Source organism: Acidimicrobiales bacterium (assembly GCA_035533595.1).
Taxonomy (GTDB): domain Bacteria; phylum Actinomycetota; class Acidimicrobiia; order Acidimicrobiales; family Bog-793; genus DATLTN01.
The window spans coordinates 19,449-44,396 of the sequence record DATLTN010000042.1; the positions used below are offsets into that span (position 1 = coordinate 19,449).

The 24,948-nt window shown below is 73.0% G+C and carries 32 protein-coding genes; 23 read left to right on the forward strand and 9 right to left on the reverse strand.

The window, feature by feature from the left end; translation table 11 throughout:
• The first annotated feature begins 20 nt into the window (after positions 1-20).
• The 4 genes from VNF07_08075 to VNF07_08090 all read left to right on the forward strand — a co-directional run bounded on the left by VNF07_08075 (position 21) and on the right by VNF07_08090 (position 3,178).
• The gene (locus VNF07_08075; protein HVB06181.1) at positions 21-1,190 is read left to right on the forward strand and encodes a helix-turn-helix domain-containing protein; all 1,170 of its coding nucleotides are present in this window, start codon (positions 21-23) and stop codon (positions 1,188-1,190) included.
• Positions 1,191-1,296: 106 nt separating this feature from the next.
• Entirely contained in the window at positions 1,297-1,590 is a 294-nt protein-coding gene (locus VNF07_08080; protein HVB06182.1) for a WXG100 family type VII secretion target, read from the forward strand.
• Positions 1,591-1,601: 11 nt separating this feature from the next.
• On the forward strand, positions 1,602-2,864 hold the full coding sequence (gene aroA / locus VNF07_08085; protein ID HVB06183.1) for a 3-phosphoshikimate 1-carboxyvinyltransferase: 1,263 nt from the start codon (positions 1,602-1,604) through the stop codon (positions 2,862-2,864).
• 20 nt (positions 2,865-2,884) lie between these two features.
• Positions 2,885-3,178, forward strand: a complete 294-nt coding sequence (locus VNF07_08090) for a DUF4326 domain-containing protein (GenBank protein ID HVB06184.1) — start codon at positions 2,885-2,887, stop codon at positions 3,176-3,178.
• Between the two features lie 21 nt (positions 3,179-3,199).
• Here the strand turns inward: VNF07_08090 and VNF07_08095 are convergent, their stop codons facing one another.
• Positions 3,200-3,961 (reverse strand): class II aldolase/adducin family protein, encoded by a 762-nt coding sequence (locus VNF07_08095; GenBank protein HVB06185.1) that lies wholly within the window; start codon positions 3,959-3,961, stop codon positions 3,200-3,202.
• 90 nt (positions 3,962-4,051) lie between these two features.
• On the reverse strand, positions 4,052-4,408 hold the full coding sequence (locus VNF07_08100) for a hypothetical protein (protein HVB06186.1): 357 nt from the start codon (positions 4,406-4,408) through the stop codon (positions 4,052-4,054).
• Between the two features lie 104 nt (positions 4,409-4,512).
• On the opposite strand from VNF07_08100, the gene VNF07_08105 reads away from it, so the two are divergent.
• The gene (locus tag VNF07_08105) at positions 4,513-5,580 is read left to right on the forward strand and encodes an aldo/keto reductase (GenBank protein ID HVB06187.1); all 1,068 of its coding nucleotides are present in this window, start codon (positions 4,513-4,515) and stop codon (positions 5,578-5,580) included.
• Positions 5,581-5,610: 30 nt separating this feature from the next.
• Here the strand turns inward: VNF07_08105 and VNF07_08110 are convergent, their stop codons facing one another.
• Positions 5,611-5,913, reverse strand: coding sequence for a glutaredoxin domain-containing protein (locus VNF07_08110; GenBank protein ID HVB06188.1), 303 nt, complete (start codon positions 5,911-5,913; stop codon positions 5,611-5,613).
• A 120-nt stretch (positions 5,914-6,033) separates the two neighbouring features.
• Here VNF07_08110 and VNF07_08115 point away from each other — a divergent pair, with 120 nt between their 5' ends.
• Entirely contained in the window at positions 6,034-6,906 is an 873-nt protein-coding gene (locus VNF07_08115; protein HVB06189.1) for an LLM class flavin-dependent oxidoreductase, read from the forward strand.
• Between the two features lie 21 nt (positions 6,907-6,927).
• On the opposite strand, the gene VNF07_08120 is transcribed toward VNF07_08115, so the two are convergent.
• Positions 6,928-7,680, reverse strand: a complete 753-nt coding sequence (locus VNF07_08120; protein HVB06190.1) for a methyltransferase domain-containing protein — start codon at positions 7,678-7,680, stop codon at positions 6,928-6,930.
• A gap of 88 nt (positions 7,681-7,768) precedes the next feature.
• Between VNF07_08120 and VNF07_08125 the strand changes: the two genes are divergently transcribed.
• Both VNF07_08125 and VNF07_08130 read left to right on the forward strand, forming a co-directional pair.
• Complete coding sequence (locus VNF07_08125; GenBank protein HVB06191.1) at positions 7,769-8,239, forward strand: FxsA family protein; 471 nt, start codon at positions 7,769-7,771, stop codon at positions 8,237-8,239.
• 310 nt (positions 8,240-8,549) lie between these two features.
• The gene (locus tag VNF07_08130; protein ID HVB06192.1) at positions 8,550-8,708 is read left to right on the forward strand and encodes a hypothetical protein; all 159 of its coding nucleotides are present in this window, start codon (positions 8,550-8,552) and stop codon (positions 8,706-8,708) included.
• Between the two features lie 288 nt (positions 8,709-8,996).
• On the opposite strand, the gene VNF07_08135 is transcribed toward VNF07_08130, so the two are convergent.
• From VNF07_08135 to VNF07_08145, 3 genes are read right to left on the reverse strand one after another with little or no spacing between them, the layout of a single operon-like run.
• On the reverse strand, positions 8,997-9,749 hold the full coding sequence (locus VNF07_08135) for an enoyl-CoA hydratase-related protein (GenBank protein HVB06193.1): 753 nt from the start codon (positions 9,747-9,749) through the stop codon (positions 8,997-8,999).
• A 26-nt stretch (positions 9,750-9,775) separates the two neighbouring features.
• Positions 9,776-10,465, reverse strand: coding sequence for a class I SAM-dependent methyltransferase (locus VNF07_08140; GenBank protein ID HVB06194.1), 690 nt, complete (start codon positions 10,463-10,465; stop codon positions 9,776-9,778).
• A 55-nt stretch (positions 10,466-10,520) separates the two neighbouring features.
• Complete coding sequence (locus tag VNF07_08145; GenBank protein HVB06195.1) at positions 10,521-11,489, reverse strand: metalloregulator ArsR/SmtB family transcription factor; 969 nt, start codon at positions 11,487-11,489, stop codon at positions 10,521-10,523.
• A 62-nt stretch (positions 11,490-11,551) separates the two neighbouring features.
• On the opposite strand from VNF07_08145, the gene VNF07_08150 reads away from it, so the two are divergent.
• Both VNF07_08150 and VNF07_08155 read left to right on the forward strand, forming a co-directional pair.
• The gene (locus VNF07_08150) at positions 11,552-11,797 is read left to right on the forward strand and encodes a hypothetical protein (GenBank protein HVB06196.1); all 246 of its coding nucleotides are present in this window, start codon (positions 11,552-11,554) and stop codon (positions 11,795-11,797) included.
• A gap of 68 nt (positions 11,798-11,865) precedes the next feature.
• Positions 11,866-12,012 (forward strand): hypothetical protein, encoded by a 147-nt coding sequence (locus VNF07_08155; GenBank protein ID HVB06197.1) that lies wholly within the window; start codon positions 11,866-11,868, stop codon positions 12,010-12,012.
• Positions 12,013-12,021: 9 nt separating this feature from the next.
• Here the strand turns inward: VNF07_08155 and VNF07_08160 are convergent, their stop codons facing one another.
• Both VNF07_08160 and VNF07_08165 read right to left on the reverse strand, forming a co-directional pair.
• Complete coding sequence (locus VNF07_08160) at positions 12,022-12,801, reverse strand: sulfite exporter TauE/SafE family protein (protein ID HVB06198.1); 780 nt, start codon at positions 12,799-12,801, stop codon at positions 12,022-12,024.
• Positions 12,802-12,907: 106 nt separating this feature from the next.
• Positions 12,908-13,063 carry a hypothetical protein gene (locus tag VNF07_08165; protein ID HVB06199.1) on the reverse strand — a complete coding sequence of 52 codons (156 nt, stop codon included), beginning with the start codon at positions 13,061-13,063 and terminating at the stop codon, positions 12,908-12,910.
• A gap of 100 nt (positions 13,064-13,163) precedes the next feature.
• Here VNF07_08165 and VNF07_08170 point away from each other — a divergent pair, with 100 nt between their 5' ends.
• The 13 genes from VNF07_08170 (at position 13,164) to gcvPB (ending at position 24,805) form a co-directional block, all read left to right on the forward strand.
• Complete coding sequence (locus tag VNF07_08170) at positions 13,164-13,532, forward strand: hypothetical protein (protein ID HVB06200.1); 369 nt, start codon at positions 13,164-13,166, stop codon at positions 13,530-13,532.
• Complete coding sequence (locus VNF07_08175; protein HVB06201.1) at positions 13,522-14,193, forward strand: CDP-alcohol phosphatidyltransferase family protein; 672 nt, start codon at positions 13,522-13,524, stop codon at positions 14,191-14,193. The genes VNF07_08170 and VNF07_08175 overlap by 11 nt, the downstream gene beginning before the upstream one ends.
• Before the next feature lie 40 nt (positions 14,194-14,233).
• Complete coding sequence (locus VNF07_08180; GenBank protein ID HVB06202.1) at positions 14,234-16,711, forward strand: sugar phosphate nucleotidyltransferase; 2,478 nt, start codon at positions 14,234-14,236, stop codon at positions 16,709-16,711.
• 51 nt (positions 16,712-16,762) lie between these two features.
• Positions 16,763-17,143 carry a glycine cleavage system protein GcvH gene (gene gcvH / locus VNF07_08185; protein ID HVB06203.1) on the forward strand — a complete coding sequence of 127 codons (381 nt, stop codon included), beginning with the start codon at positions 16,763-16,765 and terminating at the stop codon, positions 17,141-17,143.
• Between the two features lie 49 nt (positions 17,144-17,192).
• Entirely contained in the window at positions 17,193-17,672 is a 480-nt protein-coding gene (locus VNF07_08190) for an FHA domain-containing protein (protein ID HVB06204.1), read from the forward strand.
• On the forward strand, positions 17,672-18,715 hold the full coding sequence (locus tag VNF07_08195) for a MerR family transcriptional regulator (GenBank protein ID HVB06205.1): 1,044 nt from the start codon (positions 17,672-17,674) through the stop codon (positions 18,713-18,715). The genes VNF07_08190 and VNF07_08195 overlap by 1 nt, the downstream gene beginning before the upstream one ends.
• Positions 18,712-19,305 (forward strand): phosphoribosyltransferase family protein, encoded by a 594-nt coding sequence (locus VNF07_08200; protein ID HVB06206.1) that lies wholly within the window; start codon positions 18,712-18,714, stop codon positions 19,303-19,305. The genes VNF07_08195 and VNF07_08200 overlap by 4 nt, the downstream gene beginning before the upstream one ends.
• A 9-nt stretch (positions 19,306-19,314) precedes the next feature.
• Positions 19,315-19,812 carry a bifunctional nuclease family protein gene (locus tag VNF07_08205; protein ID HVB06207.1) on the forward strand — a complete coding sequence of 166 codons (498 nt, stop codon included), beginning with the start codon at positions 19,315-19,317 and terminating at the stop codon, positions 19,810-19,812.
• Positions 19,813-19,949: 137 nt separating this feature from the next.
• A complete protein-coding gene (locus VNF07_08210) occupies positions 19,950-20,426 on the forward strand; it encodes a MerR family transcriptional regulator (GenBank protein HVB06208.1) in 477 nt (158 codons plus the stop codon).
• Between the two features lie 4 nt (positions 20,427-20,430).
• Complete coding sequence (locus tag VNF07_08215) at positions 20,431-20,814, forward strand: hypothetical protein (GenBank protein ID HVB06209.1); 384 nt, start codon at positions 20,431-20,433, stop codon at positions 20,812-20,814.
• Positions 20,815-20,833: 19 nt separating this feature from the next.
• Entirely contained in the window at positions 20,834-21,931 is a 1,098-nt protein-coding gene (gene gcvT / locus VNF07_08220; protein HVB06210.1) for a glycine cleavage system aminomethyltransferase GcvT, read from the forward strand.
• Positions 21,924-23,264 carry an aminomethyl-transferring glycine dehydrogenase subunit GcvPA gene (gcvPA, locus tag VNF07_08225; GenBank protein ID HVB06211.1) on the forward strand — a complete coding sequence of 447 codons (1,341 nt, stop codon included), beginning with the start codon at positions 21,924-21,926 and terminating at the stop codon, positions 23,262-23,264. Before gcvT ends, gcvPA begins: the two co-directional genes overlap by 8 nt.
• Positions 23,261-24,805: an aminomethyl-transferring glycine dehydrogenase subunit GcvPB gene (gene gcvPB / locus VNF07_08230; GenBank protein HVB06212.1), complete on the forward strand. Its 1,545-nt coding sequence runs from the start codon at positions 23,261-23,263 to the stop codon at positions 24,803-24,805. Before gcvPA ends, gcvPB begins: the two co-directional genes overlap by 4 nt.
• Positions 24,806-24,948 lie beyond the last annotated feature (143 nt).

The following is a 24,948-nucleotide window of genomic DNA, read 5'->3' on the forward strand; positions in this document are numbered from 1 at the left end:
CACCCCCTCTCGTCGCGGACGTGGCCGGTCGGGGTCACGCCGACGTGGTGAGGCTCTTCCGGCGGAGCGCACCGGAGGTGGAGACCTCCTCGGTCGCGGTGCAGGTGCGGCCCGCGCCCCCCGCCGACCCGATCGAGCTCGGCCTGCTGCTGCGGACCGCCCGTGAGCGTTCCGAGCTGCGCCTCGAGGACGTGCGTGACGCGATCAGCGTCCCGGTCGTCGACCTCGACGCCCTCGAACGCGGCCGCCTGGAGACGCTCCACACCCAGCAGGCTGCGGTCGTGGTCCTCTTTCGCTATGCCCAGCACCTCGGCCTCGAGCCCGACGAGCTCGTCCCGGTGCTGCGCGCCCACTGGCCGCACCGGGGCCTCTCGGTCGACGCCTTCGCCTCCCCCCATGGCATTACCCCCCTCGCCGAGCTGCAGGTCGCGAGGGGTCTGCTGCTGCCGATCGCGACCCCTGGCCCGCTCGCGGCGAAGGCACTCGGCCTCTCCGAGGCCACCCGGTCGCTCCTCGAGTCCGGTTCGGCGAAGCGGCTGTTCGCGCTGAAGGTGCTCGCACCGACGAGCGTCGTGCGCCGCGCGCGCCTCGCGGACGCGGCGGCGGCCGCGGTCGGGGCGATCGGGGAGGCGGAGCGCCCCGACGCGCTCGGCAGCGGCGAGGTCGAGGGCGCCGAGGCGCGCACCGAGGACCCCGCGACGGCGGCCACCGCGGGGGGAGCGCCCAGAAGCGAGGAGGCGGCCGCGCCCGACGAGCCGCGCGAGGCCCCCTCGGCCGCGGCCGCGGAGCTGGAGGAGGACGCGTTCGGGCTGCCGATGACGCCGGTCGTCGCCGCTCAGGCGACCGAGGTCGCGGACGACGACCCACCCGCTCCGATCGCCGAGGAGCCGTCGATCCTCGTCTCGCTCGACCAGTGGATCGAGCCCGAGCCCGCTGCCGTCCCCGTGGCGGCCCCCGAGGAGCCGCTGGCGGAGGCCGCGGGGGGAGCCGAGACGAGCGGCGGCGAGGCCGTCGCCTCCGCGGCACCGGTGCCCGAGGAGCAGGTGGCCCCGGCCCCCGTCGAGGGCCCTCTGCCGCTCCGGATCACGGCGGAGTCGCAGCGCCGCTGGGGGCAGCACCTCGCCCGCTTCCTCTCCGAGCGCCTCGACCTCGCCCACGGGGAGCAGGCACCGCCGGGCGCCGCAGGCTGAGCGCTTCGATCAGGGTCGATGCTCCGTCGGGCGCTAACCTTGCAGCACTCGAACGATTCGGCCCGCCGGGCCGGGGCGGCCCCGACAGGCGAAGGAGGAGAGGCAGATGCCCAGCGCAATTGGGGCAACGCCGGAGACACTCCAGGAGCTCTCCCAGGAGATCCAGCAGGGCGCGACCGCGATCGAGACGCTCCTCGACCAGCTCGCCGCGAAGGTGCGGCCGCTCACCACGGACTGGCAGGGGAGCGCGAGCGAGTCCTTCGACGACCTCTGGGCCCAGTGGCAGGCCGGTGCCGAGCACGTCCACCAGGCGCTCGTCGCGATCTCCGAGCTGCTCGCGAAGGCCGGCGTCGCCTACGCCGAGGCCGACCGCTCGATCGCCGCCGCCTTCCAGCTGTAGCGCTGGCGCCGATGGCGCTGACCGTCGCCTCCCTCGAACGGCGCATCGACGCGGACGTCGAGCTCCCCGGCTCGAAGAGCATCACCAACCGGGCGCTCCTCGCCGCCGCGCTGGCCCGTGGCCACAGCTCGCTCAGCCGGGTGCTGCTCGCCGACGACACCGAGGCGATGCTCGACTGCGCCCGCGCCCTCGGGGCCGTCGTCGACCACGACCCTGCGGCGGCGACGGCCGAGATCGAGGGGATCGACGGGGCACTGCCGCCCACGGGGACGGCCTTCGCCCGGCAGTCCGGGACGACGGCGCGCTTCGTCGCCCCCGTCGTCGCCCTCGCGCGGGGGCCCTGGCGCCTCGACGGCGACCCGCAGCTCGCGGCGCGACCGATGGGGGATCTCTTCAGTGCGCTGCGCGCGCTCGGCGCGGTGGTGGGGGAGGCCCCGGCGGGGCGTTCGCTGCCCGTCGAGATCTCCGGGCCCATCGTCGGGCGGCGGGCGAGCGTCTCGGGCGAGGTGTCGAGCCAGTTCCTCTCGGGGCTCCTGCTCGCCGCGCCGCTCGCCCCCGAGGGTCTCGAGATCACCGTCGAGGGCGCCCTCGTCTCGGCGCCCTACGTGGCGATGACCGCCGCGGTGATGCGGGACTTCGGCGCACAGGTCGACGCGGAGGGGCGCCGCTACCGGGTCGCGCCCGGTGGCTACCGCGGCGCCAGTCTCGCGATCGAGCCCGACGCCTCGGCGGCCTCCTACTTCTTTGCCGCGGCGGCGATCGGTGGCGGGCGGGTCGCCGTCGACGGCCTCGGGAGCGACTCGGTGCAGGGTGACCTCGCCTTTGTCGAGGTGCTGGCCGCGATGGGTGCCGCCGTCTCCTCCTCGCCGAGGGCGACCGAGGTGCGCGGCCCCCGTCGCCTCGGCGGGGTCTCGGTCGACTGCGGCTCCTTCTCGGACACCGTCCCGACGCTCGCCGTGGTGGCGGCCTTTGCCGAGGGGCCGACCGAGATCCGCGGCGTCGGCTTCATCCGTGCCAAGGAGTCCGACCGCATCGGTGCCGTCGTGAGCGAGCTCGGCCGCTGTGGCGTCGAGGTGCGCGAGGATCCGGACGGCCTCACGGTCTTTCCCTCCGCAGCGCACGGCGCCCTCGTGCGCACCCACGGCGACCACCGCATCGCGATGGCCTTCTCGGTGCTCGGCCTGTTCGTGCCCGGCATCGAGATCGACGACCCGGGCTGTGTGGCGAAGACCTTCCCCGAGTTCTTCGCCGCCCTCGACCAGCTGCGGAGCTGAGCTGGCTGCGCCGCCTGCAGCTGCACCGCACGAAGGGCTGGCGCAAGCCCACCGGCGCGGTGGTGGTCTCGCGCCCCTCGCGCTGGGGCAACCCCTTCCGCTTCGGTGTCGACAGCGACGCCGCCACCTGCGCCACCCGCTACGAGGAGGCGCTGTGGTCCGGGGCGCTCGCCTTCGGCCCCGACGAGGTGCGCGCCGCCCTCGCGGGCCGCGACCTCCTCTGCTGGTGTGGTCCGGGCGATCCCTGCCGTGCCGAGGTGCTGCTGCGGGTCGCGAACGACCCCGCCCCCGTGCGGGGAGGTGCTCGTCGTTAGGCGGCGCCGCGCGCCCCGCGGTCAGTCGAAGAGGTTCGGCTCCTCCTCGATGATCAGGTCGTAGAGGGGCTGGAAGCTGAACCACCCGGCGCGGGCGTGGCCGCTCTGCTGGCGGGTGAGGGTCGCGTACTCGGGGTCGATGAGGATCGGCTTGCCGGCGGCCTCGGCGAGGAGCTGCGCCTGGCAGGTGCGCTCCATCTTCAAGAACCACCACGCCGCCTCGTCGACGGTCTCTCCGACGGTGAGCAGGCCGTGGTTCTGCAGGATCATCGCCTTGTGCGGGCCGAGGGTCTTCGCCAGGCGCTCGCCCTCGGCCGGGTCGAGGACCACCCCGGTGAAGTCGTCGAAGAGCGCGTGGTCCTCGAAGAACGAGCAGGCGTCCTGGTTGATCGGGTCGAGCAGGCGCCCGAGCGAGGACCAGGCGCGGCCGTGGATGGAGTGGGTGTGCGCCGCGGCGACGACGTCGGGGCGCGCCGCGTGCACCTGCGAGTGGATCGCGAAGGCGGCGCGGTTCACGGGGCGGCTGCCCTCCACCACCTCGCCCGACTCGTTCACGAGGATGAGGTCGCTCACCTTGATGCGCGAGAAGTGCATCCCGTAGGGGTTGACCCAGAAGTGGTCGAGGAGCTCGGGGTCGCGGGCGGTGATGTGGCCGGCGGTGCCCTCGCTGAAGCCGAAGCGGCCGAAGAGCCGGAAGGCGGCGGCGAGGTGCTGCTTGCGGTAGGTGCGCTCCTCGTCGAGTGTCGTGAACGTCGGCGGGTTCGGACGCGGCTGCTCGATCATCGATGACTCCCCTGCGAGCGGAAATGGCTGCTCAGCCACGATCGCGCCCGCTCGCGGGTGCGTCAAGGCAACCTCGGCGCGGTGCCTCGCCTACCGCGGTTCGCGGCGCTCTTCCGCGCCGAGGGCGGCTCCCTCGGGCGGCTCCTCGAGGAGCGTGCTCCAGTCGCCGATCCAGTAGTCCTCGCGCTCGCGGGCGCGCCGGCGACGGCGCGCCACGAGGGCCGGGTTCTCGACCCTCCAGGCGAAGGCGAGGGCGAGCCCCATCACCAGGCCGTAGAGGGCGAACCAGGCGGTGAAGGCGATCCAGCGGCCGGCGCTCTCGCTCGTGCCCCCGAGGAGGGGGATGCGCCCCGCGAGCAGTCCGAGGGGGCCGAAGGCGACCGACATCCCGACAGAGAGCGCGACGATCCGCCGCTCGGTGCGATGGGGGGACGGGGTGCGGTCCATGGCGCTCATCGCCAGTTGTAGCGCGTGGATGACCGCAGCGGTGCTCAGCTGCGAAGATGCGGCCGACGGAGGGCGCCGGGCGGCGCCTCCGGGGAGGAGCTTCGATGCGCTATCGCAACCTCGGCGCCACGGGGATGCAGGTCTCGGCGATCTGCCTCGGGGCGATGGCCTTCGGGGCCGGCAACGAGGATCCCGACGACTGCGCCCGCGTCGTCCACCTCGCCCTCGACTCCGGCGTGAACTTCATCGACACCGCCGACCGCTACTCGAACAGCCGCTCCGAGGAGATCCTCGGGAAGGCGCTCGTCGGGCGGCGCGACGAGGTCGTCCTCGCCTCCAAGTTCGGCCTCCCCGCGGGGCCCGGCCTCAACGAGCGGGGCGGCTCTCGGCGTTGGATCGAGCGCGCCGTCGATGCGAGCCTGCGCCGCCTGCAGACCGACTGGCTCGACCTCTACCAGCTGCACAGCCCCGACTTCGGCACCGACCTCGACGAGACCCTCGGGGCGTTGAGCGACCTCGTGCACAAGGGCAAGGTGCGGGCGATCGGCGCATCGAACACGCCCCCCGAGCGCATCGTCGAGGGGCAGTGGGTCGCCGAGCGACGCGGGCACGTGAAGTTCCGCGTCGAGCAGCCGCAGTACTCGCTGTTCGTGCGCGGCGCCGAGCGCAGCGTCTTCCCGACCCTCGAGCGCTACGGCATGGGGGCGATCGTCTGGAGCCCGCTCAACGGCAGCTGGCTGACCGGCCGCTACAGGAGCGACGACGACGTGCGCAACCACTCGGCGCGCGCGAAGCGTTCCCCCTATCGCTTCGACCTCGCGCAGCCGGGCAACCAGGCGAAGTACGCCCTCCTCGCCGAGCTCGAGAAGATCGCCGCCGATGCCGGGATCTCGGTCACCCACCTCGCCCTCGCCTTCGTGATGACCCACCCCGCGGTCACCGCGGCGATCGTCGGCCCCCGCACCTACGAGCAGATGGCGGACCTCATCGCCGGCGCCCCCGTCGAGCTCGACGATGCCACCCTCGACCGCCTCGACGAGCTCGTCCCGCCGGGCGGAGTCGTCAACCGCGAGGACGCACGCAACCCGAGCGTCGGCCTCGCCGAGGGGGCGGTCCGCCGTCGCGCCGTCGGGCGTCGCGCGGCCGCTGAGCAGGCGACGGCCGAGCCGTAGGAGGCGCCGGCCCGCAGTTGCAGGCCGGGGTCAGCCGACCTCGGCAGGCGAGAAGAGGCCGGGGTGCTCGGCGCGCAGCGTGTCGAGGAGCCCGCCGGGCTCCGGGTTGGTCGCGCTGAGGTCGCCGATCACGATCGTGGGCACGGTCTCGTTGCCTGAGTTGATGGCGGCGACGATCGCCCGCGCCGTCTCGTCCTCCCAGATGTTGTGGGCCCGGAAGCGCACCCGCGCCGCTTCCAGCGCGTCGAGCAGCCGGTAGCAGTAGGGACAGCCCGGTCGCCAGAAGACCTCGAGCACTTCATCGTGCTCCTCGCGTCTCGCGCCGTCGCTCATCGAGACCTCCTCGTCCGCCGCAGAGCAGATACCCGCAGAGCACGTTATTGAGCCGCGCCGCCGTGGGTGACGTCCGGCCGCCGGCGCGACCTTGACTACGGTCGGGCGCCGGAGGTGGAGATGGACATCGCGATCGGTCTGCCCGGGCTCATACCGGGGACGGAGGCAAGCACCGTCCTCGAGTGGGCGCGGCGCGCCGAGGCGCGGGGCTTCCACAGCCTCGTCGTCGACGAACGTCTCGTCTGGGACGGCTACGAGATTCTCATCACCGCGGCGGCCGCGGCGGCGGTGACCGAACGGGTGCGGATCACCGCCTCGGTGGTGGTTGCGCCGCTCCGCAAGAACGTCGCCGAGTTCGCGAAGCAGGCGGCGAGCATCGATCGTCTCTCGGCGGGGCGCTTCGTGCTCGGCCTCGGCGTCGGCTCGCGCGTCGACGACTTCGCGCTCTCCGGCGTCGACCTGCACGAGCGCGGCCGGCGGACCGACGCGCTCCTCGCCGAGTGCCGGTCGCTGTGGACGGGGGAGCCGGCCGCCTTCGGCCCGAAGCCCGCGACCGCAGGCGGGCCGTCGCTGCTGTTCGGTGGGCGCTCGCCGGCAACCTTCCGGCGGGTCGCCGAGTACGGGACCGGCTGGATCTGTGCGACCTCGGGCGGCGTCGACGGCCTGCGCAGTGGTGCCGACCTCCTTGAGGCATCTTGGCGCGAAGCCGGGCGCGAGGGCCGTCCCCGTCTCCTTGCGCTCACGCCCCGCTTCGCCCTCGGCCCGAACGGCCGTGACGCCGTGGACGACTACGTCCGCGCCTACAACGCCTACCGCGGTGAGGGTGCAGAGCAGCGGGCGACGAGCGCGCTGCTCACGGCGGGGGACGTCCGCGCCCAGTTCGACCGCTTTGCCGAGGCGGGCTGTGACGAGTTGATCCTCAATCCGGCGGACCCCGACCCCGAACAGGTGGACCTGCTGGCCGACGCGCTCGCCGACGTGCTCGGCGGCTGACCCCGTCGCGGAGGCGGGCGCTCAGGCCGGCGGGCGCCGCACCTCGATCAGGAAGCGCGCTGCATGCGAGACGAAGGGCCCCTCGCTCTCGATCTGCTCGTGGAGGGCGAGGAGGCGGCCCCGGTACCACTCGACCGAGAAGCCGGGGACGGTCCAGAGGACCTTGCGGAGGAAGTAGACGACGGCACCGACGTCGTGGAAGGTGACCGGCAGGCTCTCCTCGCGGAGATCGACGAGCTCGAGCCCGGCGGCCTCGGCACGGGCGACGTGCGTGCTCACGCTGCGCGCCTCGCTGACCGGCTGCGGCCCCATCAGGAAGTCGGTGAGCTCCCGGTTCGACCCCCGGCCGACCTGCTGGGACAGGTAGCTCGCCCCCGGCCGCAGCACCCGCCCGATCTCCTCCCAGGCCGTGGTGACCGGATGCCGGCTGACGATGAGGTCGAAGGAGGAGCCCGCGAAGGGGAGCACCTCGTTCCCGACGGCGACGACCGAGGCGCCGAGCGGGGCGAGTCGACATCGGGCGAGCTCGACGTTCGGTAACCAGGCCTCGGTGGCGACGAGCTTCGGCGGCGGCTCGGCGACCGTCGCCAGCACCTCACCGCCTCCGGTCTGGACGTCGAGGACGGCCGCGGCAGCCGCGGCACGCGAGGAGAGCAGCGCCGCGTAGCGCCAGGAGGGGCGCGCCTCGGTGGCGCGCCCCTCGAACCAGGAGAAGTCCCAGCCTTCGGTGGGCTCCGCCGCTCCTTCGGCGACGAGTGCCTCGAAGCGCACCATCAGCGCAGCATCGCGCTCGCGCGGGTGACGCTCCTCCGGAGCGCGCCGACGCGGGGCTCGTCGCGGCCGATTCCCGATAGCTTGCGATGTGTTCTTCATTGGTGTCCTGCTGGCGGTGGGTGTCGAGATCGCGACCTTCGCGCTCGTCGCCGGCCACGTCGGCTTCCTCTCGGCACTCGGCCTCGTGCTCGTGGTGAGCGCGCTCGGTCCCCTCGTCGTCCGTCGCGTCGGGCTGGGCGTGCTGGCGCACGCCCAGGAGCGCCTCGCCCGCGGCGAGCTGGCGAACCGGGAGCTGCTCGACGGAGTCGTCGTGCTGCTCGCTGGGGTGCTGATCTGCGTGCCCGGCTTCGTCGGCGACGCGCTCGGCCTGCTCCTCATGATTGGGCCCGTGCGCCACCTCGTCATCAGGGCCGCCGGCCACCGGCTGTCTCGCCGGGTGCAGACGATGGGCGCGGGCCGTCGGCGGGTGATCGAGGCTCGAGCCACGCCCTCGCAGCCCGCTGCTCCACCCACTTCCCGAGTCCCCGGCCCACCGCTCGGCCCCGGCGCCTCCCACTGAGAGGCCTCCGGTTCGGGCGCCTCGCTGGCGCAAGATGGCAGGTCAGGAAATGTGTCTATGGGAATTTGGTGTATCGCAGCAGAGCTGGTCCGCTTGTGTGCATATGCAACCCCGGCTGATGAGGCGATGCGTGATATCCTTCGGAAGCCGGGGATAGGTCGTCCTACCTCATGTAGCCGCTCGAAACCGTGGCGGCTCTGCTAAATGTGGCAGAGGCGAAGTCAGCAGATGATGAGAAATGTTCGGTCGTAGCCGTTCCAGTTATTCCGCAACCCTCCCGACGAGCTCCCGCCCCACCCGTCCGTACGAAGTGCGGCTCGACCCCTTCGTCGACACCGTGCAGCACCAGGCGGTCGACGCCCGCCGTGTTCCGACGCCCGACTTCTTCGAGCCCGCGGCGGGGATCGCTTCGCTCGTCGTCGCCCACCGGAGCGCCCGCGGCGGCTCCGGCTTGGCTTCCTCGACCTGACTGCGGGTCGCGGCGCTCGACGCCGCATGCTCTGCTCGCGCCACTGGGGTGGAGCTCATGCTCGTTGCTGATTGGTTCACTGCGCCGTCGCGCTGTCGCGGGATCGGTGCCGCCACCCCGGAGCAGTGCATCTCGAACGACGCCGCGTTGCGGGGGCGGTGCAGGCCGAGGCCGTGCCGCCAGATGGCGCGCTCTCGCCGCTCGACCTGCGCGGCGCAACTCGAGGGCAGCTGATCCGTTGAGCTCGCGGGCCCCACGACGACCTTCCGAAGCGTTCGGCTCGCTGCGCTAACGGCGGAAGCGCTCCACCGCGTCCCGATAGGCGCTGCCCGCCGCGCCTTCACCGGCCAGCTTCTCGAGGAGCGCGTCGTCGGCCGAGACACCGGTGATCGTCGACTCGATCACGAGCTTCGCGGCGGCGATGGTCTGCGGTGAGCCCTTCGCCATCGCGGCGGCGACCCGAGCGGTCACCTCGCCGAGGGCGCTGTCGGGGCAGAGCTCGTCGAACAGCCCCTTGGCGAGGCCGACCTCGGCCGGGAAGGTCTCGCCGGTGTACATCACGAACTTCGCGAAGCCGGCGCCGACCGCAGCGACGAGGCGACGGGTGGACTGGGCGCTGTAGACGATGCCGACCTTGGCCGCCGGGATCGCCGCCCGGGTGCTCTCGCCGGCGATCCGGTAGTCACACGCGAGCGCGAGCTCGAGGCCGCCGCCGAGGCAGTAGCCGCTCACGCGCGCGATGACCGGCATCGGGCAGCCGCTGAGGGCGCGCTCCGCGGCGTCGACCGCCGCGGAGTAGGCGGTGCGTTGCTCGGGGGTCGAGCGCACCTCGGCGAACTCGCCGATGTCCGCTCCGGCGGAGAAGTCGCCGCCCGCACCGCAGAGCACGATCACCGCCAGCTCGTCGTCGTCGACGGCGTGCTGGACGAGGCCGGGGAGGGCCCGCCACATGGCGAGGTTGATCGCGTTGTGCTTCGCCGGGCGGTCGAACTCGATCTCGAGCACCGGCGGCGTGCGCCGGAGGGCGAGGCCCTCCGGCACGGCGGGGAGGTTCGGCAGGGCGCGCCTCAGTCCGGCTTGCGGGCGATCAGCAGCCCGGAGGAGAGGTTGCGCCACACGACGAGCGCCGGCTCGAAGCCCGCGGCGCGGATGCAGGCGAGGTGGTCCTCCATGCTCGGCGCCGGGACGAGGTGCGGGTGGTTGGAGGGGCTCGACGGGCGTGGGCCGCGCAGCGCGGCGCGCGCCGCGCGCAGGCGCCCCGACCAGGGCTCACCGGGGTTCAGGTTGTCGAGGTTGGCGATGAACCCGCCCGGACGCAGGCGCTCGGCGGCCTGGGAGTAGAACCGGCCGAGGTCGAAGACCGTGAGGTGGTGCGTCGCCCGCGAGGTGGTGACGAGGTCGAAGGCCTCCTTCGGCCCTGCGGCGTCGAGGTCCACGATGTCGCCGATGCGGTACTCGACGCGCCCCTCGAGGTGGGCGAGGTTGCGCATCGCCTCGGTGCGCATCGTCTCGGAGAAGTCGTACCAGACGCCGCTCGCGTCGGACAGGCGCTCGAGGAGGGTCTGCAGGAAGCCCCCCGGCCCCGAGGCGACGTCGAGGATGCGGCTCACCGGGTGCCCCTCGGAGGCGGTGATCACGGCGGTGAGGTTCCACGGTGTCGTGAGCTCGGTCTTGGACTCGTCGCGCGCGGCCCAGTCGGCCGCGGCCGTCTCGTCCCAGCCCGTCGACGCCTGTACCCCGGTGTTCAGCTCCGTCATCGTGATCCCCCTCGCCCGGCGCCGTCCGCGCCCGCCCGGCGAATACTACGATGCCCTAACGACTTGGCGCACCTCCGGAGGCGGTGAGCGCGCTGAACTCGGCGGCGAGGCCGGAGAGCGCCTCGGGGTCGACCGAGAGGGTGAGGCGGCTGCCGTTGCGTTCGCCCTGCAAGAGCCCCGCCTCGCGGAGCAGCTTCACGTGGTTCGTCACCGTCGGCTGCGCGACCCCAAACTCCTCGGCGAGCTCGCCGACCGACGCCGGGCGCTCGCCGAGGCTGGCGAGGATCCCGAGGCGGGTGGGGTGGCCGAGCGCCCGTAGCCGCTTGGCGAGCGCATCGTGCGCGCCGGTGGGACGCGGCCCGGCCGCCGCCCCGGCGCCGACGAGGAGCAGGTCGGGGAGCTCGACGACGAGGAGCTTGCCGAAGAAGTAGGTCGGGGTGACGACGACGGGGAGGCTCGGCCCGAGGCGCTCGAGCAGCGGCGCGAGCACCGACTCGGCGAAGGGCTGGGGGACGAAGTCCCGCCAGGGGGTGCCGGCGGCGAGGCGCGAGCGGTAGTGGGCGAGGGCCCCCCCGACCGCCGGTGCGCCGATCGCCGCGTACTCCGGCTGCATCTGGGCCCAGAGGCGGCGGAGGAGCTCGACGTACCGACGGCGCAGCGCCGAGGAGCGGCGGAGGGCAGCGAGCCGCTCAAGGGTGAGGCGGCGGTCCCCCTCGGTCTCCGACGCGAGCCGTAGCTCGCCGGGGTCGGCCTGGCGGTCGGCGAGCGCGGCGAAGAGGCGCTCCGGCTCCTCCTCGAACAGGACGCCCGCCTGAGCGGCGAGCACGAGGAGCTCGGGGGTGTGGCCGACGCCGCTGCCCCAGAAACCCCGTGCCTCGGCGCACAGCGCCGCGTCCTCGAGGACGCCGTTGGCCGTGCAGGCCGTCTTGGCGGAGTCCTGGGAGGCGGTGCAGAACACCCACTCGAGCTCGACGGCGAGGGAGTGCTCGACGGCGGGCAGTTGCAGGTCCTCGGTGAGTTGCATAGCAAGATCACTATATCACGAATTAGTTGATCTCGGATGGAAAATCCGCTAGTCTGTCCCTCGTGAACCCGTTGATCCTCGAACAGCTCGCCAGGCAGGCGAGCCGCGCCCGCGCCGAGGCGCCCGTGGTGTCGTTGCGGGCGGAGCGGCTGCCCGCCCGCCGCGATGGCCGCCCCGCCCGTGAGGTCGGCCGTCACCTCGGCTGGCGTCTCGGCGAGCTGTTCATCGTCGCCGGGAACCGCCTCACCCGCGACGAGCCCTGCGGGGGCGAGCGCGCCCTGCGGGGGCCCTCCCCGGCACATTCCTGAGGCGCCGCCGTCCTTTTGGCGGGCGTGCGGCAGTTTGCCGGGACCACCGGTCGATCTGGTACAACGACGTGGCCATGAACCACTCCGAGCAGTCACCGACGATCTGGCGCTGCTCCTCCTGCGGAGGGCTGATCCACCCCTCGGACGAGCGCACACCGGTCGCCTGGTGCTCGCGCTGCCAACGGGTGACCGAGGGGCGTCGCGACGGGGGTTGAGCCCCCTTCTCAGCCGACGAGCAGCTTGATCGCGACCGTCAGGCCGCCGACCACGATGATCCCGCGCAGCACCGGCGCGGGGAGCCTGCGCCCGACCGACGCGCCCACCTGGCCTCCGAGGACCGAGGTGATGGCGATGATCAGCGCGACCTCGTAGTCGACCGGGGCGAAGATGATGAAGAGCACCCCGGCGAGGGCGTTCACCACCGCGGCGAGGACGTTCTTCAGGCCGTTCAGCCGCTGCAGGTGGTCGTCGAGGTTGATCGCCAGCAGGGCGATGAGGATCACCCCCTGCGCGGCACCGAAGTAGCCGCCGTAGACGCCGGCGAGGAAGACCCCGAGGCGCAGCGCGAGGCCGCCGGACTCGGCGCGCGGCCCGCGCGCTGCGAGCGCCTTCGCGACCCGCGGCTGGATGAGCACCATGCACACGGCGAGGATCACGAGCCACGGCACGACGTCGTGGAAGGTGCCGGGGATGACGAGCAGGAGGGTCGCGCCGGTGATCCCGCCCGCCGCGGACCAGGGGATCAGCTTGCGCATCCGCGGCGCCTGGCCGACGAGCTCGCGGCGGTAGCCGTGCACCGCGGAGACGTTGCCGAGGACGAGGCCGATGTTGTTGGAGACGTTCGCGACGAGCGGTGACAAGCCGAGGGCGACGAGCGTCGGGAAGGTGACGAGCGAGCCGGAGCCGACGATCGCATTGATCGTCCCCGCCGCGAAGCCGGCGGCCGCGATCGCGAGCACGCCGAGCGGGGTGATGTGCAGCGTCGCGAGCAGCGGGGCGATCACCGGCGCGTCCTCTCACGCGGCGCGCGCCGGGAAGGGGGCGGGGGAGTCATGACCGAGAGAGGGTAGCCAGTCGCCGCCGGCACCCCCGGGCGACGGCTGCCGGGGCTCAGTCGCTCGCGCGCGCCCCGTGCGCGGCGGCGGGGGAGTGCACCCACGCCCACGCCTCCGCGAGCTTGAGCACGGTGTCGCTCGTCGCGCCGAGGCCGATCTGCTCGAGCAAGCGCGCTCCGATCGCCTCGAGGAGTTGCTCCTGGTCCGCCATCTCCCTCCCGTCCCTCTCGCTCGTCTGACCGGCGGCGCCGCCGCCCGTCACCTGCGAGTCTTCCAGAGGGCCGCGGCGGCTCGGACCTAGACTCGCCCCCATGGCGGCCCGCGGTGCGCGATTCAGTCGGTACCTGCAGTCGTGGTGGGATCGGCAGCTGCAAGGCGCCACCTACCCGGGGGAGTGGCGCCACGGTCGCGACGCCGACGCGCTCGCAGGTGAATTCCGCCGCGCCGCGCAGTTTGAGCTCGCGCAGGCCCGCTTCTTGCACCATCGCCCCGACGAGGCCGCGGCGCGTGCCGTGGTCGACCAGCTCATCCCCGAGCTCACCGAGGCCGACGCCGAGATCGTCGTCGCCGCGATCGTGCGGGCCGGCACCACCGCGCAGCGGGTACGCACCACCACCGCGGCAGGCGCGGTGCTCACGGTCTTCGCGCTCGTCCTGCGCAATATTCTCCGTGGCCGTTAGGCCCGCTCCGGCCGGCCCCGACGTGGCCACCCCCGACGGCACCGCCGTGACCCCCGCTGCGGAGCCCCTCGACACCGCCGCCCTCGGGCGGGTCCTTACCCTCCCGAACCTGCTCTCGGTGGCCCGCCTCGGCCTCCTCGCCGCCTTCTTCGTCACGCTCTTCGCCGACGGCGGGCGGGTCGTCGCGGCCGCGCTCCTCGGCGTCGCCGGGGCGACGGACTTCCTCGACGGCTACATCGCCCGCCGCTTCAACCAGGTGAGCACGATCGGAAAGATGCTCGATCCGACGGTCGACCGCCTCGTCGTCGCCGGCGCGGTGGTGGCGAGCGTCGTCTACGGGGCGGTGCCGCTCTGGCTGGCGGCGGCGGTGCTCGTCCGCGAGCTCCTCACCTCGACCATGATGCTCGTGGTCGCGACGCTCGCCGGCCGGCGGATCGACGTCGTCTTCGTCGGCAAGGCGGCGACCTTCGGCCTCATGTGCGCGATCCCGCTCCTCGTCGCCTCCTACGGACCTGGGAGCGGTTGGCACGTCGTGCGGGTAGTGGGGTGGGTGATGGCGATCGCGGCCTTCGCGCTCAGCTGCGTCGCGACGGCGAGCTACCTCCCGACTGCCCGGCGCGCGCTCGCCGGCCGCAGCGGCTCGGCCGGCGGGGCGGCATGAGCGCGAGCGCGGGGGAGGTCCGGCGGTGAAGGCGGTGATCATGGCGGGAGGTGAGGGGACGCGGCTGCGCCCGCTCACGACGAGCCAGCCGAAGCCGATGCTCCCGCTCGCCAACCGGCCGATGGCCGAGCACGTGATCGGCCTGCTGAAGCGCCACGGCTTCACCGACATCGTGGTCACCGTCGCCTTCCTCGCGAACACGATCCGCACCTACTTCGGCGACGGCTCGGACTTCGGGGTGCGCATCGCGTACGCCACCGAAGAGACCCCGCTCGGCACGGCCGGCTCGGTGCGAAACGCCCGCGACGAGCTCGACGAGCGCTTCCTCGTGATCTCCGGTGACGTCCTCACCGACGTCGACCTCACCGAGCTCGTCGCCTTCCACGAGGAGAAGAAGGCGACGGCGACGCTCTGCCTGAAGCCGATCGAGAACCCCCTCGAGTTCGGGATCGTGATCACCGACCACGAGGGGCGGATCGAGCGCTTCCTCGAGAAGCCGACCTGGGGGCAGGTCTTCTCCGACACCATCAACACCGGTATCTACGTCCTCGAGCCCGAGGTCCTCGACCACGTCGCGCCGGACACGCCGGTCGACTTCTCCTCGGAGGTCTTCCCCGAGCTGCTCGCCGCGGACGCCCGCCTCTACGGCTTTGTCACCGACCGCTACTGGGAGGACGTCGGCACGCTCGAGGCCTACCTCGCGGCGCACAAGGACGTCCTCGACCGCAAGGTGAACGTCGAGATCGACGCCTTCCCGCTCCGCCCGGGGGTCTTCGTCGGCGCCGGGGCCGAGATCGACCCGAGCGCGGTGATCGAGGGGCCGGTGCTGATCGGCGACAACTGCCGAATCGGGCCGGGCGCCCGCCTCGGCCCCTACACCGTGCTCGGCGCCAACGTGCGCGTCAGCGACAGCGCCGAGCTCGAGCAGTCCGTCGTCCACGACAACTGCTTCCTCGGCACGGGGGTGAACGTGCGCGGCAGCGTGATCGGCCGCTCGGGCGAGCTGCGCCAGGGGGCGCACCTCGAGGAGGGCGTCGTGCTCGGCGACAACTGCCGCATCGGCCAGCAGGCGGTGATCACCTCCGGGGTGAAGATCTACCCGAACAAGGTCGTCGAGGACGAGGCGACGGTCACCCAGTCGATCATCTGGGAGTCCCGCGGCTCGCGCTCGCTCTTCGGCCGCCTCGGCGTCTCCGGGCTGGCAAACGTCGACCTCTCTCCCGAGCTCGCGGTGCGCGTCGCGCTCTCCTACGCGACGACGCTCCCGAAGGGCTCGGTCGTCACGACCTCGCGCGACTCCTCCCGCTCGGCGCGCATGTTGAAGCGGGCGATCATGGTCGGCCTCACCGCCGCGGGGCTGAACGTCGAGGACCTCGAGGTGGCGACGATCCCGGTGACGCGCTTCCAGGTGCGCTCGGGGCCCGCCTCGGGTGGCGTCACGGTGCGCCTCGCGAACGACGACCCGCAGTCGGTCGTGATCCGCTTCCTCGACGCCGAGGGCGTCGACATCGACGAGGGGATGCAGCGGCGGATCGAGCGTCTCTATGACCGAGAGGGGCCGCGCCGCGTGCTCGCCGCGGAGATCGGCGACATCGACTTCCCCGCCCGCACGGTCGAGATGTACACCGCCGGGCTGATGGCCGGCATCGATCTCGAGGCGCTCAGGAAGATCCGGTTCAAGCTCGTCCTCGACTACGCCTACGGGGCGGCGAGCCTCGTGATGCCGAACGTCCTCGCCAAGCTCTCCGCCGACGTCCTCGTCGTCAACCCCCTCGTCTCGACGGTCGGGGTCCTCGAGTTCGACCGCTCCGTCCACGCACACCGCCTCGCCGATCTCGTCCGCTCCTCCGGCGCCCACCTCGGCGCGGTGATCAGCCCCGACGGGGAGCAGCTCACCCTCGTCGACGACACCGGGCGCGTCCTCAGCGACGGCGAGACGCTGCTCGCCTTCACCCGCCTGGTCGCCGAGTCGGTGCCCGCGGCGCGCATCGCGATGCCCGTCAGCGCGAGCTGGCGGGTGAACGAGCTCGCCGCCGAGCTCGGCGCCGAGGTGGCGTGGTCCAAGCTCGGCACCTCGCACCTCATGGAGCTCGCCGGCGAGAGCGGTGCGCACTTCGCGGCGGACGGGGAGGGGGGGATCGCCTTCCCGCAGTTCCTCCCCGCCTTCGACGGCGTCTCCGCCCTCGTGCACCTGCTCGCACTGCTCGCCCACCGCGGCGCCCACCTCTCCGACGCCCTCGTCGGCCTGCCCTCGGTGAACGTCGTGCACCTCGCGGTGCACACCCCCTTCGAGCAGAAGGGCACGGTGATGCGGGGCCTCCTCGAGCACGCGCGCGGCGACCAGGTCGTGCTGATCGACGGGGTGAAGAGCGTCGATCCCGACGGTTGGACCCTCGTCGTCCCCGACGCCGAGGACCCCGTGACGCACGTCTACGCGGAGGCCGACGACCCCGCCGCCTCGAGCGGGCGGGCGCGTGCCGCCGCCGAGGACATCGGGCGCATCCTCACCGAAGGCTGACGCGCGGCGCGGCCACGGTCAGGGCCGGCCTCCCTTCGATACATTTCGCACATGGAGATCCCCGACGACCTGCGCTACAGCACCGACCACGAATGGACCCGCGAGGAGGGTGGACGCGTGCGGGTCGGCATCACCGACTTCGCCCAGGAGGCCCTCGGCGACGTGGTCTTCGTCGAGCTGCCAACCGTCGGCGCCGAGGTCGCCGCCGGTGCGGCGCTCGCCGAGGTGGAGTCCACCAAGTCGGTCTCGGAGGTTTACGCGCCGGTCGCCGGCAGGGTCGTCGAGGTGAACTCGGCGCTCGCCGAGCACCCCGAGACGATGAACGCCGACCCCTACGGCGAGGGCTGGGTCTGCGTCCTCGAGGGCGCCGACGCCGCCGCGCTGGCAGCGCTGCTCGACGCGCATGCCTACCGCGAGTTAACGATTTCCTGACGCGCGAGGGCGTCTTCGCCAGGGGCACGGGCCCCAGGGAGGGACTACCGTGGACGGAGTGTTCTGCCACAACTGCGGCCACCGGAACCCCCCCGACGCGAACTTCTGTTCGTCGTGCGGTGCGGCACTCACCCCGAGCACGGTGAACACCGTCGCGTTCATGCCGGACGATGTCTCGGGGGACCTCGGCGACGAGGAGCTCGCCCTCGCGCTGCCCGAGCTCGCCGAGGGGATCGGTGTGCTCGTCGTGAAGCGCGGCCCCGACAGCGGGGCGAAGTACCTGCTCGACAACGAGACGACCCGCGTCGGCCGCCACCCCGAGAGCGACATCTTCCTCGATGACATCACCGTCTCCCGTCGGCACGCGGAGTTCCTGCGGGAGGAGGCCGGCTACCAGCTCTGCGACGTCGGCTCGCTGAACGGCACCTACGTGAACCGCGAGCGGATCGAGAAGGTTGCCTTGAGCTCTGGCGACGAGGTGCAGATCGGGAAGTTCAAGCTCGTCTTCCTGGTCTCCCGGTCGCATTGATGGGTGCAGCGGGGCGGAGCCCCACCGACCGTAGCTACCTGTCCATCCGCGAGGTCCTCGACCTGCTCGTCGAGGAGTTCCCCGACGTCACGATCTCGAAGATCCGCTTCCTCGAGAGCCGCGGCCTGATCTCGCCCGAGCGCACGCCGTCCGGCTACCGCAAGTTCTACGAGCCCGACGTCGAGCGGCTGCGCTGGATCCTGCGCCAGCAGCGCGAGCACTTCCTCCCCCTGAAGGTGATCAAGGGGCGCCTCGAGAGCGGGAACGGCCGCGCATCGACCGAGCCCGTCGAGGCCTCGCTCTTCGACGAGTTCGTCCCCGACGGCCCGCCGCCCGCAGACGACGTCCGCATCCCGGCGCACGCGCTGCGCGCCCCGGCGAGCAACGCCGCGCCCGCGGCGCGCGTCCCGGCGCTCAGCGCGCGTGTGATCGCCCCCGCCCGCGCGACGCTCGAGGAGCGCCCCGCGCCGCCGCGCCCCCCCGAGGCGTCGGCCGCGCCCCGGCCCGCCCCCGAGCCGCCCTCGGCCCCACCGGAGGCTGTCGCCGCGGCGCCGGAGGCCCCTGCTGCCCGGAGCGAAGAGGAGCCCGCTTCGCCTCCCGCCGCCCCGCCCGCCGAGCCGCGCTCCGCCCGCCCCTCCGCGGCCGCCCGCGGGGCGCTCGCCGCCGGCGCCTTCACCTGCGCCGAGCTCGCCGCCGCGGCGGGCGTCGAGCCGTCGCTCGTCTCCGCGCTCGAGGAGTACGGCCTCATCGAGGCGACGGCGATCGCCGGCGTCGCCTGCTTCACCGACGACGTGCTGCCACTCGTGCGCGCCGCTGCGGGCTTCGCCCGCTTCGGCATCGAGGCCCGCCACCTCCGCACCTTCAAGCACGCCGCGGAGCGCGAGGCCGGCCTGTTCTCCCAGGTCGTGACGCCGCTGCTGCTGCAGCGCAACCCCGCCTCGCGGGTGCTCGCCGGCGAGCAGCTGGAGGAGCTCGCCACCCTCGGCGCCGCGCTGCAGGCTTCGCTCGTGCAGCGGGCGACGCGCGACCTGCTCGGCGGGTGACCGTCGGCCTCCGACCCTTCCTCGAGCCCGACGCCATCGCGGCGCACGTCGCCCGGCTCGGTGCCGAGATCACCGTCACTCACCCCCGCGAGGTCGTCCTCGTCGGGCTGCTGAAGGACAGCGCGATCTTCCTGGCGGACCTGCTGCGCCAGATCGAGAGCCCCTGCGTCGTCGATTTCCTCTCGATGAGCGCCTACCGCCCCGGCGAACGCCGGGTGCGTCTCATGAAGGACCTCGACGTCGACGTCGAGGGGCGCGAGGTCGTGCTCGTGCGCGACATCGTCGACACCGGCCTCTCGGTCCGCTACGTCCTCGAGCTACTCGCGGCGCGTGGCGCGAAGAGCGTCCAGCTGTGCGCGCTGCTCGACCGCCGCGAGCGCCACATCCTGCCCCTCGAGGTCGACTACTGCGGCCAGGCGACCGACGAGCGCTTCCTCGTCGGCTACGGCCTCGACCTCTCCGAGCAGTACCGCAACCTGCCCGCGATCTACGCCGTCGACCCCCTCGTCCTCGACGCTGACCCGGCAGCCGCCCGCCTCGCGCTCTACGGCCCGCGGGCCGGGGGCGCAACTTTGCACGGGCGGGGGTAAGTTGCAGAAATGCTGGAGGTGCGGCTAGCCGCGCTGCGGGTCGACCTGCCGACGAACACGCCGGTGGTGCTGCTCCAAGAGGTCGCGGGCGAACGCTCGCTGCCGATCTACATCGGCGCCCCCGAGGCGACCGCGATCGCCTACGCCCTCGAGCGCGTCGCCGTGCCGCGGCCGATGACGCACGACCTGATGAAGGAGCTCGTCGACGCGTTCGGCGCAACCGTCGAGCGCATCGTCGTCACCGAGATCCGCGAGGGCACCTTCTTCGCCGTCGTCCACCTGCAGGCGGGCGAGCGCAAGGTCGAGATCTCGGCGCGCCCCTCCGACGCGATCGCGCTGGCGGCGCGCACCGACTCGCCGATCTACGTCGAGGACGACCTGATGGAGATCGCCGGCGTGGTGATCGAAGAGGAGCCGGAGGTCGCGGTCGAGGAGAACCCCGAGGAGCTCGTCGGCCAGTTCCGCGACTTCCTCAACCAGATCCGCCCCGAGGACTTCTCCGGCTGACGGACCCGCGGCGTCGCAAATGACGCTGACCTGCGGAGTCGACGCGCTAATCTCCTCACACCGGCGTAACTACGCGGGTGTAGGACGGCTGACCGAGAACGGCCGCCGCCCGGTCACGGGTGGACAGGGAGGACGCAGTGCCAAGCAACGACATCGGGTTCCACGCGCCACAGGTCTGCAAGATCGTCGGGATCTCCTACCGCCAGCTCGACTACTGGGCACGGACCGGCCTCCTCCGACCCTCGCTCGTCGACGCCAAGGGGAGCGGCAGCCAGCGGATCTACGACTACCGCGACGTCCTCGAGCTGAAGGTCGTGAAACAGCTCCTCGACGGCGGCGTCAACCTGCAAAAGGCGCGCAAGGCGATCGCCTGCCTGCGCGACTCGGGGGAGGACCTCACGACCGCCAACCTCGTCCTCGCCGCCGAGGACAGCGTGCTGTTGCGCAACGGCGAGGAGATCATCGACCTCCTGCGCGGCGGGCAGGGCGTTTTCAACATCGTCCCCCTCGCCGGCGTCTTCGACGAGGTGAACGCCGCGATCCTCGAGATCGACCGGGCGCGGGGCGCCGCGGCCGAGGCCGCGCCGGCGCCACGGGCCGCGGGCGAGAACTAGCCGAGTGCGCGCCCCCACGAGGCTCGTCGCCGCACCGCGGTTCGCGCACGAGTCCGAGGGGCGCCTCGCCGAGCTGCTCGACTTCTACGGCATCGTCTGGGAGTACGAGCCGGTCGAGTTCGTGCTCTCCTGGGACGCCGAGGGGCGGCCGACCTCGGCCTTCCGCCCCGACTTCTACCTCCCCGAGCACGACCTCTTCCTGGAGCTGACGACGCTCCGCCAGGAGCTCGTGACCCGGAAGAACCGCAAGCTGCGCCGCCTCCAGGAGCTCTACCCCGAGGTTTCGGTGCGGATCCTCTATCGCCGCGACTACGCCAACCTGCTCGTGAAGGCCGGTCTGCTCGCCCCCGCGGGGCTGCTCCTGGAGCCGCGCCGGGCCGTAGGATGAGCCCATCGCAAACGCCGGCGTGAGCCTCCGACACAGCCCACTGCACCACGAACACGAGCAGCTCGGGGCGCGCTTTGTCGACTTCGGCGGCTTCGAAATGCCGCTCGCCTATCCGACGGGCACCCTCGCCGAGCACCTCGCCTGCCGTCGCGACGCGGTCGTCTTCGACGTCAGCCACCTCGGCACGGTCCGCCTGGTTGGCCCCGACGCCAAGGGCGCGCTGCAGCGGGGGCTCTCGAACGACCTCGACCGCATCGCCCCCGGTCATGCGCAGTACACCCACCTCCTCGACGAGGAGGGAGCGGTCCTCGACGACTGCATCGTCTGGTGGGTCGACGAGGAGCGCTTCGACCTGATGCCGAACGCCTCCAACACCGAGCGGGTGCGCGCCGCGGTCGGAGGCGACGACGTCACCGCCGAGCGGGCGGTCCTCGCCGTGCAGGGGCCGCGGGCCCGCGAACAGTTGGCGACGGTCGCCCCCGAGGCTGCCGCGGTGGGCCACTTCGGCGTCGCCCCCTTCTCTTTCGGGGGCGCCGAGGGCGTGGTCGCCGGCACCGGTTACACGGGGGAGGACGGCGTCGAGTGCGCGCTCCCTCCCGAGGCTGCCGCGGCGCTCCTGCGCGCGCTCGTCGCCCAGGGTGTCGTGCCCGCCGGCCTCGGCGCCCGCGACACCCTCCGCCTGGAGGCCTGCCTGCCGCTGCACGGCCACGAGCTCGGCGCGGGGATCACCCCGCTACAGGCGGGCCTCTCCTGGGTGGTGGCCTTCGACAAGGGGCCCTTCACTGGGCGCGAGGCGCTCGTCAGCGAGCGAGCCGCCGGCCCAGCGCGGCGGCTGCGGGCACTGCTCGGCGGCGGGCGGCGCCCCTTCCACGCCGGAGAGGGCTGCACCACGGCCATCGGCCCGGGGGTGCTCACGAGCGGCAACTTCTCACCGGTGCTCGGCCGCGGCATCGCCCTCGCGTTCCTGCCGCCGAGCGTCGCCCCCGGCGAGGCCGTCACGGTCGAGGCCCGCGGCGGGCCGCGGACGGCAGCCGTCGTGAAGGGGCCCTTCCACCGCCTCGACGTAAAGGCCGTCGTCGCGGCCGACGAGCTGACAGGAGCTGGCGTGGATGGCTGACTTCGTCCCGCACACCGACGCCGACATCGCGGCGATGCTCGGGGCCCTCGGCCTCGAAAGCACCGAACAGCTCTTCGCCACCATCCCGGCGGCGATCCGCCTCGCCGGCGGCCTCGGCCTCGCGCCGGGGATGGGGGAGTTCGACCTCGTGGCGCGCGTCGAACAGCTCGGTGCGAGCAACGCCGCGGTGCGCGGCGGCGAGCTCGTCTGCTTCGCGGGTGGCGGCGCCTACGACCACGAGGTGCCGGCGGTGACGCGCGCCCTCGCCTCCCGCCCGGAGTTCGTCACCTCCTACACCCCCTACCAGCCGGAGGTCGCGCAGGGGGTGCTGCAGGCGCTGTTCGAGTACCAGACGATGGTCTCGCGCCTGTCGGGGCTGCCGATCGCCAACGCCTCCCTCTACGACGGCGCCGCGGCGCTCGTCGAGGCGGTGAACCTCGCGGTGGCGACGACGGGCAGCGAGCGCGTCCTCTGCTCGCAGGGGGTCCACCCCCACTACCGCGAGGTGCTCGCCACCTTCGGTCGCGGCACCCGCCACGAGATCGAGACCGTCCCCCTCGCCGCGGGCAGGAGCGCCTGGCCGACCGACGGCGGCGCGGCGGGGGCGGTCGTCGTCGCCTACCCGAACTATCTCGGCGTGATCGAGGAGCTCCGCGAGGCGCGCGCCCTCGCCGATGCGAGCGGCGCCCTCCTCGTCGTCTGCCAGGACCCGATCGCGGCGGGGCTGCTCCGCTCGCCCGGCGAGCTCGGCGCCGACGTCGTCGTCGGCGAGGGGCAGGTCTTCGGGACGCCGCTCGGCTTCGGCGGCCCCTACCTCGGCCTCTTCTCCTGCCGGGAGGACCTCGTGCGCCGCCTGCCCGGTCGGCTCGTCGGCGAGACGGTCGACCTCGACGACCGCCTCAGCTACGTGACCACGCTGCGCGCCCGCGAGCAGGACATCCGCCGCGAGAAGGCTTCCTCCAACGTCTGCACGAACCAGACCCTGATGGCGGTGACGAGTGCGGTGCAGCTCGGCTGGCTCGGCGCCTCGGGCCTTCGCGAGGTGGCGCTCGCCTGCGCGCGCGGCACCCGCTACCTCCTCGACAACCTGCCGCCACCGGTGCGGCGCGCGCACGACCAGCCGGTGCTGCGCGAGGTGGGGCTGCGCTGCGAGGTGGGCGCCGCGGTCGTCGTCAACCGCATGCTCGAGGAGGGCTTCCTCGCCGGCATCGCCCTCGAGGAGGGCTTCGAGGGGAGCGACCTCGAGGACACGCTCCTCGTCGCGGTGACCGAGCGCCGGAGCCGCGACGAGATCGACGCCTACCTCACCGCCCTCGGAAAGGCCGCCCGATGACCCTCACCGACCAGGCCGCCACCCCCCGCCCCGGCGGTGGCGTGGCGGCGAGCGCGCCGCTCCTCGGTGACGCCGCCGAGCCGACGCTCTTCGAGCTCTCCTCGCCGGGGCGGCGCGCCTTCAGCCTCCGCCAGAGCGCCCTCCCGCAGTGGTCGGCCGAGGAGCTCGTCCCCGCCTCCCACCTGCGCCCCGAGCCGGTCGCGCTCCCCGAGGTCTCCGAGCGCGACCTCGTCGGCCACTTCAGCCGTCTCGCCAGCCGTCAGTACTCGGTCGATCTCGGCGCCTACCCGCTCGGCTCCTGCACGATGAAGTACAACCCCAAGCTCTGCGACCAGGTGGCCGGCCTGCCCGCCTTCGCGGCGGTGCACCCCGCGACGCCGGCGCACGCGGTGCAGGGCTGGCTCGAGGTCCTCGTCGAACTCGAGGAGGACCTCTGCGCGATCACCGGGATGGCCGCCGCCACCCTGCAGCCGGCGGCCGGCGCCGCCGGGGAGCTCACCGGGCTGCTCCTCATGCGCGCCTACCATGAGTCTCGCGGCGAGACGCGTACGCGGGTGGTGATCCCCGACTCCGCGCACGGCACCAACCCCGCCTCGGTGACGCTCGGCGGCTACGAAGTGACGACCGTCGGCTCCGACGCGCGCGGGCTCGTCGACCTCGCGGCGCTGCGCGCCGCCCTCGACACCGACGTCGCGGGGATCATGCTCACCAACCCCAACACCCTCGGCCTGTTCGAGGAGGACATTGTCGAGATCGCGGCCGCGGTGCACGCCGTCGGCGGCCTCCTCTACTACGACGGGGCGAACCTCAACCCGATCCTCGGCGTCGTGCGCCCCGGTGACATGGGCTTCGACATCGTCCACCTCAACCTGCACAAGACCTTCGCCACGCCGCACGGCGGCGGCGGCCCTGGCGCGGGACCCGTCGCCGTCAGCCCGCGGCTCGTCGAGTTCCTCCCCGGCCCGCGGCCGGTGCGCCGCGACGGGCACTTCGCCCTCGAGCGGCCGGCGCGCTCGATCGGCCGCATCCACTCCTTCCACGGCAACGCCCTCGTCCTTCTGCGCGCCTGGAGCTACATCAAGCTGAACGGCGCGGAGGGGCTGCGGCGCGTCGCCGACGCCGCGGTGCTCAACGCGAACTGGCTCCGTGAGCAGCTGCGCGGCGCCTACGACCTCCCCTACGACCGACCGGTGATGCACGAGTGCGTGGTCTCCGCGGCCTCGCTGAAGCGCGAGACGGGGGTACGGGCGCTCGACGTCGGCAAGGCCCTCATGGAGCACGGCTTCCACGCGCCGACCGTCTACTTCCCGCTCATCGTCGAGGAGGCGCTGATGATCGAGCCGACCGAGACCGAGAGTCCCGAGACGGTCGCCGCGCTGGCGCGGGCACTCGTCTCGATCGCCGCCGCGGCGCGCGCCGAGGGCGGGGGAGAGGCCTTCACTGGCGCGCCGCACACCACCCCGGTGCGACGCGTCGACGAGGCGCGCGCGGCGCGCCACCTCGTCGCCACCTTCGACGCCAAGGCGGCGAGCGCGGGCTGACGCCGGCCTCAGCTCAGCGGCCGAGCCCCATCTGCGGCTTGTCGAAGGTGAAGCCCTTCGAGCTCTTCAGCCACGGCCGCACCCACTGCCAGTCGGCGTCGGTCGGCACCTCGCCCTCGGCGAGGCGCCGCGGCTCGCGCAGC